Raw genomic sequence first — 11,623 nt, 5'->3', positions numbered from 1 at the left:
GACTTCGCTCGACACGAACGGGAGTATAGGCTTGGCTTGTCCCCTTCCGGTCGATAGCTGCCGTTTCCCCCATAACAAAACGCCCGCGGAAATCCGCGGGCGCCTTGTTTCAGCGATGTCGAAAGCTTCAGCCCTTGACGACCGCCGCGATGGCATTGTCGATCAGCGCCTTGTCGGCCTTTGCGTCATGCTTGTCGGCGATGAGCTTCGCCGCCGCATCGGTCGCCGCCTTCGCGGCTGCGGTGCGGACTTCGGCGAGCGCGCCGGCTTCGGCCGCTGCGATGCGGTCTTCGGCCATCTGCTTGCGCCGCGCGATCAGCGCGGTGGCGTCGTCCTTGGCCTTGGCGACCAGCGCTTCGGCTTCGGCGGTTGCGCGGTCGCGCATCTCGTCGGCTTCCTTCGCGGCGCGAGCGAGCTTGGCTTCATATTCGGCCTTGAGCGATTCGGCGTCGAGGCGAAGCTGTTCGGCTTCGCTGAGCTGCTTCGCGATCGCGGCGATCTTGCCGTCGAGCATCGCGCCGATCGCGGCGGGTGCCTTTTTCCAGATCAGGACGACGAGGAAGATGGTCATCGCGAGCGCGACCCACCAGCTCGGCGAAGACCAAAGCGCGCCCGCAGGCTCGCCGTGCGCGGCTTCGGAGAGGATCAGTTCAACCATGGAGCACCGCCTTCACCGCCGCCTTGGCATCCGCCGCCGCGACCTTCACGCCCGACAGCTTGGCGACCAGATCGGCCGAGGCTTCCGCCGCAACCGATTCGATTTCCGCCATCGCCGACTTGCGCGCCGTCGCGACATCGGCCTCGGCGGCCGCCATCTTGCCGGACAGTTCGGCGTCGATCTTCGCGAGACGCTTTTCGGCGTCGCGCGCGGCCTTGTCCTTGGCGTCCTGCACCGCCTTCTGCGCCGCGGCGCGCGCGGCGTCGCTTTGCTGGCGATACTGGCTTTCGAGGTCGTCCGCCCGCGCATGCGCCGCCTTGGCAGCCGCGAGGTCGTCGGCGACCTTGCGGTCGCGCGCATCGACCGTGGCCTCGATCTTCGGATACATGCCGAGACCGATCACCACGAAGACCGCGCCGAAAATCAGCGCGAGCCAGAAGAGCTGCGAGGCGAGATACCAGTTTTCCGCCAGCTGATTGATCTGTGGCATTCTGTTTCTTCCGATTGACGACGAACCGATGCGTACACCCCTGTCAGGCGGAGCGCATCGCGGGGACCGCCGCGCGTATCCGGCCGGATGCCGGACGCGCGCGGCGTCGGCGTCAGGCCGCCTTCAGATAGAGAAGGATGGCGATCAGGAACGACAGCAGGCCGAGAAGTTCGGCGGCGGCGAAGCCGATGAACAGGCGGCCCTGCTGGCCGTCGGCGGCGGCCGGATTGCGCAGCGCGCTTTCCAGGAAGCTGCCGAAAACATTGCCCACGCCGATGGCGGCCATGCCGGCGCCGATCGCGGCGAGACCGGCACCGATGAGCGTCGCTGCTTGTGCGTCCATGAAATTAACTCCTTGTTCTAACTATAGGATTTGAAACGATTAGTGGAGGTTGACCGCGTCGTTGATATAGAGCGAGGTCAACAGAGCGAAAACATAGGCCTGAATGCCCGCGACGAGCAGTTCGAGCGCGCTGATGCCGATCATCAGCGCCATGCTGGCGAGGCCGACCGGCAGGCCGATCGCGGCGCCGGCGCCCGAGCTCTGGACGATGAAGTTGGCGAACACTTCGAGCAGCACGTGCCCGGCGGTCATCGCGACGAACAGTCGCAGGCCGAGGCTGAACGGGCGCACCATGAACGAGACGAACTCGATCGGCGCGATGAACGGGATCATCGGCCACGGCGTGCCGTGCGGGACGAAAAGCGAGAAGAAATGCAGACCGTGGCGCCAGAAACCGACCACAAGGACGATCGCGAACGACAGGACCGCGAGAACGCCGGTGATCGTGAAGTGGCTGGTGACCGTCAGCGGGTGCATGCCGCCGAGAGCAAAAGGCACCATTCCCAGGATGTTGCAGAACAATATGAACATGAAGAGCGAGAAGACATAAGGCGTATATTTGCGCCCTTCCGACCCGATGTTCGTCGACATCATCGACGAGATGAAGCCGGTGAAGCCTTCGACCGCCATCTGCCAGCGGCCCGGAACGAGCTGCCGCTTCATGCCGCCCAGCATGAAGACCCAGAGCAGGATCGCCGCGGCGGCCATCCAGACCGCGCTCGTGGTCAGCCACACCTCGCGCCCATCGACCGCGAACAGCTTCGCGATCGGTTCGACGGTGAACTGGTGCATCGGGTCGAATTTACCGGCCTCAGCGGACACGCGCGTCACTCCAAACTATTCCCGGGGGATGCCCCGCCGGCTGAACCTGACCTATTCCGAACCGCTCTTGCCGCGTGAGGCTGCATTGGCGATCCGGAAGATGTTCCTGAAGGCGACGACGACCCCAAGGGCCAGCATCCCCAACAAACCCCAGGGTGAGGTGTCGGCGAAACGGTCGATCAGCCAGCCGATCAACGCCCCGCCAAGCAATCCGCCCAGCAATTCGGCCAACACCCGGTTGCCGAGCCGGTAATTGGCGTCGGCTTCGGGTGGATTGACCCCGCTCCGCTTCGCTTCTGCGGCTTCGGCCCGGTCCAATCGCTCTTCAAGCGAGACCAGGCGCGAATCCTCCGAAGTGTGTTCCGGATCGCTGCCATTCCCCATCATCTTGCGCCATCCTCCTGAAACGAAACCGGAATATTCCGTTTTCGCCTGCGAAAAAAGGCCCGAAAAATCGGGGGACCCCTAAGGCGCGGTCCGTTTAGGAACGCCGCCCCATTAAGTCAATGCTTGTGGCACCGGATGCAAAAATGCCGCCGCGTTTAGGGGCGCGGCGGCATGTGCGGCCCGGAAGCCGCCTTGCGAATATCTGTTACGGACAGCCGGTCGCGCGAACCGGCGGGCCGGCGTCGCGGGTCAGCCAGCGACCGTCGGGGGCCTTGTATTTCTCACCCGGCTTGGTCTTGGCGATCAGGTTGCAGCCGGTGACGAAAGCGAACTGCTCGACCGTGCTGCCCGCAGGCGCACCGCTGGTGTAGGCGGCCTTGCGCTTGATATTGATGTCGTTGACCAGGTCGCGCACCGCCGGGGTCGGAGTCGATACGAAGCCCAGATAGCCCGTGGGCTCCTCGCCGATCTGCCCTGCCGCGCGGGCGGCCTCATAGGCCGGATCGCGCTGCGCCATGGCCGAGGGCACGGCCAGCGCAACTGCCGCCGTCGCCGCAATTGCGGCCATTGCCCATCCCGCCGGTTTCCACTGTTCGATCATCGTCATTCCTATCTCGTCAGAATATTCCGCTATTCTGCTCAACGAGCTTTTTGGCATCCCCATCGAGCTTGTACAGGATTTCCTGCTTGATGTTGATATTCAGGTTGATCTCGATCGGCTTGTCGGGGGTAGCGATCTGGACGCAGCCGCCAAGCGCCGCCGCACCGATCATCGTCACCCCGCACCGAACGCCGATACCCGGCCTCCTTGCTGCATATTTCGTCGTCGTCATCGCACAGGCTCGCTTTCTGGGGGCTGAACGGGTTCGGAGGCGCCCGATGCGGCGGCTTCCTGTTCCTCGATCAGTTTCGACAAATTTTGTTCGACCCACACGGTCGGATCGTAAAACCCTTTCGCCGATGTCACCAACTGCCGGAAGGGCCCGGTGACCTTCACGTTGAACACCAACGGGATCTTCGCGATCTGTTTGGTCAGGAAATTGCGCGTCGCGCCCTCACCCTGCCCCACGCCGCCGAAGCGAATGTCGGTCACCATTTCGCCGTCGAGATTCCCGTTCAGGATGATCGTCAGGTCGTCATATTTCAGCGAGCGCAGCGCGCCAAAGGCAAAATTGGCGATCGCGCCAAGATTATGATTCGACAATTCGCCGACATAGGCGAGCGTCCCGCCGCCGCCGCGGGCATCGATGCGTCCGTTTTCGATTCGTCCGCCGAGCCCGTCGAACACCACGGGCAGCGTCCCGTCGAACTTGCCGGTGGCGTTGATATTGTCGAAGCCGAAATTCTGCAGGAATACCGCGGCCTCGACCCCGACGACATCGAAGCTGAGCCGGCGCGGCTGGTCCGCCGCGAAGTTCATCGTCGTCGGATGCAGGATGAGTTCGCCGCCCGCGAAGGGCCACCGCCCACCTTCGATACGGACGCGGTTATCGCCGAGAAGCTGATATTCGATCTGGCCATCGACGACCGGAATGCCGGGATTGATCTCCTTGATCGAAACCTTCTGGCCCGGCGCCGAATGCAGTCCGATCAGGTCGTCGAAGCTGAGCGTCGCGGTCAGACCCGTCACCGGACCGAAGGCGGCAGCAAGATCGGTGTTGGCGGTCGCGAAGGTTCCGCGGCTGGTGACCCCGCCCGGTGTCCATTCGATTCGCCCGTCGCCGACGACCGATCCCTGGACATTGGCGACGACGCCGAGCGCGAGCGGGGTCAGCATGTCGGGCTGGAAACGGTCGTCGAAGCGCAGCTCCTTGACGATGAGGTCCGCAAAGCCGGTGCCATTGCCGAGCGCGTGATGGATGACGGTATCGAGGATCTTCACGCCCTTCTCGCGCTCGCTGAACCCTGCCTTCGCGTCGACCGCACCATCGGCGAAGCGCAGACTGGCGTCGCGGCTGACGAGCGGCGCGAAGCGCGCCTCGAGGGCCGCGTCGGTCAGCAGCAGCCCGCCGTCGAGCGACAGCACGCCGCCCGCATAGCGCCATGCGCCGCCGATCTCGCTCATATGGAGCGGCACCGCACCGATCTTGCCGCTCGCGCCGGCCAGTTCACCTGCCAAGCCCTGCGGCGTCGTCCGTCCGGCGATTCGCTCCGCCGCGAAATGGGTGGCGCTCTCGCCCTCGCCCAGCCGGACGTCGGCGAGCGCGACCGTCCAGCGCATCGTGGCAAGATCGATTTCGCCATGACGCGCGTCGAAAGCGAAAGGCGAGACCCCGCTCGATCCGCGCAGCCGCATACCGGGCACGCGGATCGCGCCGCGCAATCCGCCGGGGCCGACGCTGAGCAGCGGCGCGCCGGGGCGGCTGCAGAGATCGACGGCAGTCGTGCCGATCCGGAATCTCGATACAGCGAGCCGATCGACGCCGACGCGAGTGCAGCCGCCATTGAGCGCGAATGCCCCGGTCGAGGCCAGCGCGCCGGCGAGCGGTACGCGGAGCCCTTCGACGCGCCCACCGGCGAGCGGGCCCGACATGGTGGCGGTCGTCGCAAAGCGGAGCAGGCCGCCGTTGCCCGTGAAGGATATCGGCGCGAGGGCGAGCCGCGCGCCCTTCGCATCATAAGCGTCGAGGCGAAGGCCGCCCGAAAGCGCACCATTCGCGCGCCGATCGAGTGTCAGCGCCCCAGAGGGAAGGTCGCCGCCGCCGAAGCGCCAGTCGCCGAGGATCGTTACCGCGGGCTGCGGCGTGCCATATATATAGGCGATACGGCTGTCGGCGGTGCCCGATATCCGTGCACCGCTGGCGCTCGCCAATTCGGGCGCCATGAGTTCGACCCGCGCGCTCTGCCCTTCTCCGGCCAAAGCAAAGTCCGCCTGTCCGCCCGCACTCGCCATGACGCGAGCCAGCGCCGCTGCCGCGCGTTCGGCAACCGGCCCGATGGGGGTGCCCGCAGCGCCCTTGGCGCCGTCGATGATCGACCGGCGCAGCGCGGCGCTGCCGCTGGCTTCGGCGAAGCGGATGGTACCGTTCGCCGTCAGCGGCTTGCTCCCGGCGGCGCCCCGGGCCTTGAGGTTGACGGATCGGGCGGCGAAATCGGGTCCGCGCACACGGGCCATGTCCGCCGCGACGTCAAAGGTCGTGCGCGCGCTCGTTCCCTCGAACGAGGCTTTCACGCCCAGCCTGTCCGCCGCCACCGCGATGGCGGCAAGCTCGGCGATGCTCGCATTCGCGGTGCCGCGCCAGCTTTGCAGATTTTCGGACAGCGACAGGTCGAGCGCGACCTGCGGCGCGCTTGCCGTGACCTTTCCGTCGGCGCAGCGCAGCGAAGCCCCCCGCAGCGGGCCGGTCAGCCGCGGCCGCACATTGCGGACTTCGAGCGTGCCATAGAAGGTCGTGCCGCGCGCCGCGCAGCCCGCTGCGGCGATGTCGGGAGCCACCAGCGCAAGCTTGCCGGTGAAATCCTTGCGGAGATTGCCGCTGCCATCGAGCGCGGCGCCGACATCGCCCCACGGTGTCTCGACGCGCGCGCGCGCGTCGGCGAGCCGCATGCGAAGGTCGGGCAAGGCGAAGGGTGTCTTGTCGGTGGGGTCGCGAAACTTGTCGAGCGTGCCGAGCGACAGCCGGCCATCGACGAAGCGGCCGTAGAGTCGCACGCCTTCGGCGGTAACGCTGGAGACATAGGGGCCGGAAAGGCCATAGCCGATCGTCACTTCGACGCGCTTCGCGGTGAGATCCGGGCGCGCGGGGTCGCCAATGACGAGATTCGACAACCGTTCGGACCGGAAGCCGATCGCGTCGATCGTATAGCTCGCTGGAATGCCGCGATCGTCGAACTGGTCGCGCAGGACGCGGTCGGCGATCGGCTCGCGCGCCAACCATAGCGCGGCGGCGAGCACCGTCACCGCGCCGGCGGTCAGCCAGCGCTTCTTGAACAGGACCTTGCGGAAGCGTACCCGTGCGAGGTCGGGATCATCGGATGACGGGCTGGCGGCGGATGACGTCATGACGCTGAATTCGGTGTCCTCATCCGCTCTCTCGCAAACCGATAACGCCGAAATGGCGCAAATGGCTGCAATAATGAGGACGTTGCCATAGGCGGAGAACCTTATGGCCGTTGAGTGCGCCCCACAAGCGGGTTATGCCCTCGGGGCATTTGGGGGAATTATGGGGGAAACATCGGCGCCCGATCATGCAGGACACCGCGCGCGGCTGCGTGCCCGCCTCCTCGATGATCCCGAGGGACTGGCCGACTATGAGCTTGTCGAATATCTGCTCGCGCTCGCGATCCCACGCCGCGACACCAAGCCGCTCGCCAAGGCGCTGCTTCGCGAATTCGGATCGCTGGCGCAACTGATCGCCGCCGACCCCGAATCGCTGCGCCGTGTCGACGGCATGGGCGACGGTGCGGTCGCGGCGCTGAAGATCGTCCGGGCCGCTGGCCTGCATATGCTCAAAGGCGAATTTCGCGAAAAGCCTCTGCTGTCGAGCTGGGATGCATTGCTCGACTGGCTGCGCGCCGACATGGGGCCGATCGATGTCGAGCGCGTCCGCGTCCTCTATCTCAACTCGCGCAACATGCTGATCCGCGACGAGGTGGCGAGCGAGGGGTCGATCGATCAGTCGGCCATTTATGTTCGCGAAGTGGTAAAACGCGCGCTCGAGCTTGGCGCGGCGGCGATCATCCTCGTCCACAATCACCCGAGCGGCAATCCGGAGCCGAGCCGGCAGGACATCGCAATCACGCGCGATATCGCCGAGGCCGCGGGGAAGCTGGGTATCGTCGTCCACGACCATATCATCGTCGGCGGATCGGACTATCGCAGCCTGCGCGCGATGGGGCTCATCTAACGCGGCTTTACTTGCGGCGGCGGAGGCGACATCATCGCGCGATGCAGATTCGGCGCAGCCATCTTCGATTCCGGTTTCACGGGGGTCAGCTTCTCGCGGGCATCTAGCCCCGGGTTCCGGCGCGTCATGCCCCGAAACCCGGGGCGAAACTCCGACCCATTTCAGGGTATCGAAGCGCGCCGCGCTTCCCCTCCCCCTTTGCGGAAAGTCTGCACCATGACCACCCGAAAGCCGCGCCGCCGGCCCTCCATCCACATGATCGACGTCGAGGCCGATGCGCTCGCCGAACTCGCCGTCAGCGTCGAAAAGCGCATGCCCGACGTCGCCGCGCTGCTGACCGACGAGATATCGCGCGCCACGATCCACACCGCCGCCGCCATGCCGCGCGATATCGTCACCATGTCGAGCCGCGTCGATTTCATCGACGAGGCCAATGGCGCGGCCCGCAGCATCCAGCTCGTCTATCCGCACGATGCCGATATCGCGGCGGGACGCATATCGATCCTCACTCCGATCGGAGCCGGACTGATCGGGTTGCGGCGCGGGCAATCGATAAGCTGGCCGGATCGTGACGGGCGCGAGCGGGCCTTGTCGGTGGTCGATGTTTCGCAGCCGGCGAAGGCGGCATCCTGAAAAAAAGCAGCCGCCGGATCGCTCCGGCGGCTGCACCTTTTGTCGGAGCCAGAAATCAGGCGCCGCGCGACAGAAAGCCGGTCAATTCTTCCTTGCTGACCGCGCCCGACTTGTCGGCGTCGGCGACGGTCCAGGCCTGACCGACCCAGGTCTTCACCTGTTCCGATTCCGGGTCGATCGACGGCTCGGTCGCCGCCCGCAGCTTCTTCATCCAGGCGGCAAATTCCGCCTGGTTGAGGTCATTGCTCTTGTCCGCATCATAGGTCGCGAACTCGCGATCGACGATCTGTGCGATCTGCGCCGGGGTTGCCGCCGCGCCCGAGGGAGCGGGCTGGGCCGTTCCCGCCGGCGGCGTGCTTTCCGGCGCTGGCGCCGGTTGGCTCGTCGACGGATCGGGCTGTTCGGTCGGGGGCGGAGACGACGGTTCCGCCGGCGGCGTTTCCTGAGCGAGGGCGGGGATGCTGATAGCAGCCGCGCCGATGATAAGAAGTTGCTTCAGCATTTCTGCCTCCTGATCACTGATTACTGCGGCGACGAATCGGGCTCGGGAGCGGGCTCGTCCTTGGACGGTTCCTGCGTCGGGGCGGGCGCGCTGTCGGGCGCGGGCTGCGCCTTGTCGGTGTCGGCCTTCTTTTCCGGTGCCGGAGCCGGGTCGCTCGCGGGTTCCGACTGGGTCGGAGCGGGCTGACCGTCGGCCGGCTCGGCTGTCTGCGCGAGGGCAGGAAAGCTCACAGCCGCGGCACCGATCAAAAGCACGTATTTCAACATCAAACTACTCCTGTTTGCGGCGGCAGCACTGCTGCTCGCCACCTGTCTGGAAGGGGCATAGGAAGCAACCCGCCCGATTTGCCGAAAGTTGCGAAGGACGGACGATTGGCGAAACCGCCCGTCCCTGCTAGGGGGCGCCCCATCCCGTTTCCGAACGGATTCTGCGATGCCGCCCCGAAATTGAAAAGGAAATCCGATGGTTCCCCGCTACGCCCGACCGGAAATGACCGCGATCTGGTCGCCGGAGAATCGCTTCCGGATCTGGTTCGAGATCGAAGCGCACGCGACCGACGCGCTCGCAGAGTTCGGCACCGTGCCCAAGTCGGCGGCGAAAGCGCTGTGGGATTGGTGGGCAACCAATCCGGCGATCGACGTCGCCGCGATCGACGCGATCGAGGCGGTCACCAAGCATGACGTCATCGCCTTCCTGACCTGGGTTGCCGAGAATGTCGGCGACGAAGCGCGCTTCATGCATCAGGGCATGACGAGCAGCGACGTGCTCGACACCTGCCTTGCGGTCCAGCTCAGCCAGGCGGCCGACATCTTGCTCGCCGACCTCGATGCCTTGCTCGCGGCGATCAAGCGCCGGGCCCATGAGCACAAGCTGACCCCGACGATCGGCCGCAGCCACGGCATCCATGCGGAGCCCGTCACCTTCGGCCTGAAGCTGGCCGAAGCCTATGCCGAATTCTCGCGCTGCAAGCTCCGTCTCCAGGCCGCGCGCGCCGAGATCGCGACCTGCGCCATTTCGGGCGCGGTCGGCACCTTCGCCAATATCGACCCGCGCGTCGAGGCGCATGTTGCGGCGAAGCTGGGGCTTGCGATCGAGCCCGTCTCGACACAGGTCATCCCGCGCGACCGCCATGCGATGTTCTTCGCCGTCCTCGGCGTCATCGCCTCGTCGATCGAGCGGCTGTCTGTCGAGGTCCGCCACCTTCAGCGGACCGAAGTGCTGGAGGCCGAGGAATATTTCTCGCCCGGACAGAAGGGCTCTTCGGCGATGCCGCACAAGCGCAACCCGGTGCTCACCGAAAATCTGACCGGCCTCGCGCGCATGGTGCGCAGCGCCGTGACGCCGGCGATGGAGAATGTCGCGCTCTGGCACGAACGCGACATCAGCCATTCATCGGTCGAGCGCTTCATCGGCCCCGACGCGACGATCACCCTCGATTTCGCGCTCGCGCGGCTGACCGGGGTCGTCGACAAGCTGCTCGTTTACCCGGAGCGGATGCAGAAGAATCTCGACCGCATGGGCGGGCTCGTCCATTCGCAGCGCGTACTGCTGGCGCTGACGCAGGCGGGCGCAAGCCGCGAAGACAGCTATGCGCTCGTCCAGCGCAACGCGATGAAGGTCTGGGAGTCGGACGGCCAGCTCTCGCTGCTCGACCTGCTCAAGGATGACGCCGACGTCACGGCGCGGCTTTCGGCGGACCAACTCACCGCGCTCTTCGACCTCGGCTATCATATGAAACATGTCGACACGATCTTCGATCGCGTCTTTGGCAAGGCCTAAGGCCCGTACCTAAGGCTGGAAACGCGCGCAAATCTGTCATAGGGTCGGTGAAAGACCGACGGAGGAGCAAGGCATAGTGGGAATCCTGCGGACGATCATCTGGGTCTTGCTGACCGCCGTGCTGGTAATTTTCGCGATGGCGAACTGGCGTGTCGTGACGGTGACCATCTGGCCCGGCTGGGAAGCCGAAACCAAATTGCCGCTCGTCATCATCGCCTCCTTCCTGATCGGTGCCGTGCCGATGTGGATCGCGCTCCGCACGACGCGCTGGTCGCTGAAACGCCGCCTCGACGGCAGCGAGCGCCAGCTCGCCGACATGCGCGCGCTCGCCAACCGCCCGGTTGAGCCCACCCCCGCCTCCGCGCCGGCGGGCGACGTGCCGCCGGCCCCGACCGACCTCTTCTCGACGGACAAACCATGACCTCGCCCATCTATCTCGCCATTGATACCCCGCACCTCGACGCCGCGCTGACGCTGGCGCAGAAGGTACGGCACCATGTCGGCGGGCTGAAGCTGGGGCTCGAATTCTTCTGCGCCAACGGGCATCACGGGGTGCATGAGATGGCGAAGTTCGGCCTGCCGATCTTCCTCGATCTGAAGCTGCACGACATTCCGAACACCGTCGCCAAGGCGATCCAGGCGCTGCGCCCGCTCGAACCCGCGGTGCTGACCGTCCATGCCGCGGGCGGCCGCGCGATGATGGAAGAAGCGAAAGCGGCGGCCGGGACAGCTACCAAGGTCGTCGGCGTGACCGTGCTGACCAGCCTCGACGCGCCCGACCTTGAAGACATCGGCGTCGGCGGCACGCCGCACGACCAGGTCGTCCGCCTTGCCGCGCTCGCTCGCGAATCCGGGCTCGACGGCATCGTCTGCTCGGGTCAGGAAGTGAAGGCGGCGCGCAAGGCCTGGCCCGGCGGCTTCTTCGTCGTCCCCGGCGTCCGCCCCGCGAACGGCAAGGCTGGCGACCAGAAACGCATCGTGACGCCCGCGCAGGCGATGACCGACGGCGCCTCGATCCTCGTCGTCGGCCGCCCGATCAGTCAGTCGATGGACCCCGACCTTGCGGCGCGCGAGATAGAGGCGACGCTTTAAGGCCTCCCATGCGTTGACAGAGCAACATGTCCCCGCGAAGGCGGGCCCCATCTCCGGTCGGCTCGAAATG

At 65.9% G+C, this 11,623-nt stretch carries 15 protein-coding genes; 5 read left to right on the top strand and 10 right to left on the bottom strand.

The window, feature by feature from the left end:
- Nucleotides 1-127: 127 nt before the first annotated feature.
- The 8 genes from ACE3SL_RS06040 to ACE3SL_RS06005 form a co-directional block, all read right to left on the bottom strand.
- Complete coding sequence (locus ACE3SL_RS06040) at nucleotides 128-658, bottom strand: F0F1 ATP synthase subunit B (protein WP_374524853.1); 531 nt, start codon at nucleotides 656-658, stop codon at nucleotides 128-130.
- Nucleotides 651-1,148, bottom strand: a complete 498-nt coding sequence (locus tag ACE3SL_RS06035; RefSeq protein ID WP_374524852.1) for an ATPase — start codon at nucleotides 1,146-1,148, stop codon at nucleotides 651-653. The genes ACE3SL_RS06040 and ACE3SL_RS06035 overlap by 8 nt, the downstream gene beginning before the upstream one ends.
- Before the next feature lie 112 nt (nucleotides 1,149-1,260).
- The gene (locus ACE3SL_RS06030) at nucleotides 1,261-1,491 is read right to left on the bottom strand and encodes a F0F1 ATP synthase subunit C (RefSeq protein ID WP_067108963.1); all 231 of its coding nucleotides are present in this window, start codon (nucleotides 1,489-1,491) and stop codon (nucleotides 1,261-1,263) included.
- A gap of 39 nt (nucleotides 1,492-1,530) precedes the next feature.
- Nucleotides 1,531-2,313: a F0F1 ATP synthase subunit A gene (locus ACE3SL_RS06025; RefSeq protein WP_374524851.1), complete on the bottom strand. Its 783-nt coding sequence runs from the start codon at nucleotides 2,311-2,313 to the stop codon at nucleotides 1,531-1,533.
- Between the two features lie 51 nt (nucleotides 2,314-2,364).
- The gene (locus tag ACE3SL_RS06020; protein ID WP_374524850.1) at nucleotides 2,365-2,700 is read right to left on the bottom strand and encodes an AtpZ/AtpI family protein; all 336 of its coding nucleotides are present in this window, start codon (nucleotides 2,698-2,700) and stop codon (nucleotides 2,365-2,367) included.
- Between the two features lie 205 nt (nucleotides 2,701-2,905).
- Nucleotides 2,906-3,307, bottom strand: a complete 402-nt coding sequence (locus ACE3SL_RS06015; RefSeq protein WP_374524849.1) for a YdbL family protein — start codon at nucleotides 3,305-3,307, stop codon at nucleotides 2,906-2,908.
- A 10-nt stretch (nucleotides 3,308-3,317) separates the two neighbouring features.
- On the bottom strand, nucleotides 3,318-3,533 hold the full coding sequence (locus ACE3SL_RS06010) for a YnbE family lipoprotein (RefSeq protein ID WP_374524848.1): 216 nt from the start codon (nucleotides 3,531-3,533) through the stop codon (nucleotides 3,318-3,320).
- A complete protein-coding gene (locus ACE3SL_RS06005; RefSeq protein WP_374524847.1) occupies nucleotides 3,530-6,703 on the bottom strand; it encodes a YdbH domain-containing protein in 3,174 nt (1,057 codons plus the stop codon). The genes ACE3SL_RS06010 and ACE3SL_RS06005 overlap by 4 nt, the downstream gene beginning before the upstream one ends.
- A gap of 160 nt (nucleotides 6,704-6,863) precedes the next feature.
- On the opposite strand from ACE3SL_RS06005, the gene radC reads away from it, so the two are divergent.
- On the top strand, nucleotides 6,864-7,547 hold the full coding sequence (gene radC, locus ACE3SL_RS06000) for a DNA repair protein RadC (RefSeq protein WP_374524846.1): 684 nt from the start codon (nucleotides 6,864-6,866) through the stop codon (nucleotides 7,545-7,547).
- Nucleotides 7,548-7,763: 216 nt separating this feature from the next.
- Entirely contained in the window at nucleotides 7,764-8,180 is a 417-nt protein-coding gene (gene rnk, locus ACE3SL_RS05995; protein WP_374524845.1) for a nucleoside diphosphate kinase regulator, read from the top strand.
- A 55-nt stretch (nucleotides 8,181-8,235) separates the two neighbouring features.
- Here the strand turns inward: rnk and ACE3SL_RS05990 are convergent, their stop codons facing one another.
- Together ACE3SL_RS05990 and ACE3SL_RS05985 are read right to left on the bottom strand one after the other, a co-directional pair.
- Complete coding sequence (locus ACE3SL_RS05990) at nucleotides 8,236-8,682, bottom strand: calcium-binding protein (RefSeq protein WP_374524844.1); 447 nt, start codon at nucleotides 8,680-8,682, stop codon at nucleotides 8,236-8,238.
- A 20-nt stretch (nucleotides 8,683-8,702) separates the two neighbouring features.
- Nucleotides 8,703-8,948 (bottom strand): hypothetical protein, encoded by a 246-nt coding sequence (locus tag ACE3SL_RS05985; protein ID WP_374524843.1) that lies wholly within the window; start codon nucleotides 8,946-8,948, stop codon nucleotides 8,703-8,705.
- A 196-nt stretch (nucleotides 8,949-9,144) separates the two neighbouring features.
- Between ACE3SL_RS05985 and purB the strand changes: the two genes are divergently transcribed.
- The 3 genes from purB (at nucleotide 9,145) to pyrF (ending at nucleotide 11,553) form a co-directional block, all read left to right on the top strand.
- Nucleotides 9,145-10,461, top strand: coding sequence for an adenylosuccinate lyase (gene purB, locus ACE3SL_RS05980; protein ID WP_374524842.1), 1,317 nt, complete (start codon nucleotides 9,145-9,147; stop codon nucleotides 10,459-10,461).
- Between the two features lie 76 nt (nucleotides 10,462-10,537).
- Nucleotides 10,538-10,882, top strand: coding sequence for a lipopolysaccharide assembly protein LapA domain-containing protein (locus ACE3SL_RS05975; protein WP_374524841.1), 345 nt, complete (start codon nucleotides 10,538-10,540; stop codon nucleotides 10,880-10,882).
- The gene (pyrF, locus tag ACE3SL_RS05970) at nucleotides 10,879-11,553 is read left to right on the top strand and encodes an orotidine-5'-phosphate decarboxylase (RefSeq protein WP_374524840.1); all 675 of its coding nucleotides are present in this window, start codon (nucleotides 10,879-10,881) and stop codon (nucleotides 11,551-11,553) included. Before ACE3SL_RS05975 ends, pyrF begins: the two co-directional genes overlap by 4 nt.
- Nucleotides 11,554-11,623: the final 70 nt, after the last annotated feature.

This window comes from Sphingopyxis sp. (genome assembly GCF_041916015.1).
Taxonomy (GTDB): domain Bacteria; phylum Pseudomonadota; class Alphaproteobacteria; order Sphingomonadales; family Sphingomonadaceae; genus Sphingopyxis.
Note: the sequence above shows the minus strand (reverse complement) of the source record. Positions and strands in the feature narration are given on the sequence as shown.

Bases quoted from the DNA above. Each gene is read 5' to 3' on its own strand.
- ACE3SL_RS06005 (WP_374524847.1), bottom strand. From the start codon at position 6,703: ATGACGTCATCCGCCGCCAGCCCGTCATCCGATGATCCCGACCTCGCA.
- radC (WP_374524846.1), top strand. From the start codon at position 6,864: ATGGGGGAAACATCGGCGCCCGATCATGCAGGACACCGCGCGCGGCTG.
- ACE3SL_RS06030 (WP_067108963.1), bottom strand. From the start codon at position 1,491: ATGGACGCACAAGCAGCGACGCTCATCGGTGCCGGTCTCGCCGCGATC.
- ACE3SL_RS06040 (WP_374524853.1), bottom strand. From the start codon at position 658: ATGGTTGAACTGATCCTCTCCGAAGCCGCGCACGGCGAGCCTGCGGGC.
- ACE3SL_RS06020 (WP_374524850.1), bottom strand. From the start codon at position 2,700: ATGATGGGGAATGGCAGCGATCCGGAACACACTTCGGAGGATTCGCGC.
- purB (WP_374524842.1), top strand. From the start codon at position 9,145: ATGGTTCCCCGCTACGCCCGACCGGAAATGACCGCGATCTGGTCGCCG.
- ACE3SL_RS06035 (WP_374524852.1), bottom strand. From the start codon at position 1,148: ATGCCACAGATCAATCAGCTGGCGGAAAACTGGTATCTCGCCTCGCAG.
- ACE3SL_RS05990 (WP_374524844.1), bottom strand. From the start codon at position 8,682: ATGCTGAAGCAACTTCTTATCATCGGCGCGGCTGCTATCAGCATCCCC.
- ACE3SL_RS06010 (WP_374524848.1), bottom strand. From the start codon at position 3,533: ATGACGACGACGAAATATGCAGCAAGGAGGCCGGGTATCGGCGTTCGG.
- rnk (WP_374524845.1), top strand. From the start codon at position 7,764: ATGACCACCCGAAAGCCGCGCCGCCGGCCCTCCATCCACATGATCGAC.
- pyrF (WP_374524840.1), top strand. From the start codon at position 10,879: ATGACCTCGCCCATCTATCTCGCCATTGATACCCCGCACCTCGACGCC.
- ACE3SL_RS06015 (WP_374524849.1), bottom strand. From the start codon at position 3,307: ATGACGATGATCGAACAGTGGAAACCGGCGGGATGGGCAATGGCCGCA.
- ACE3SL_RS05985 (WP_374524843.1), bottom strand. From the start codon at position 8,948: ATGTTGAAATACGTGCTTTTGATCGGTGCCGCGGCTGTGAGCTTTCCT.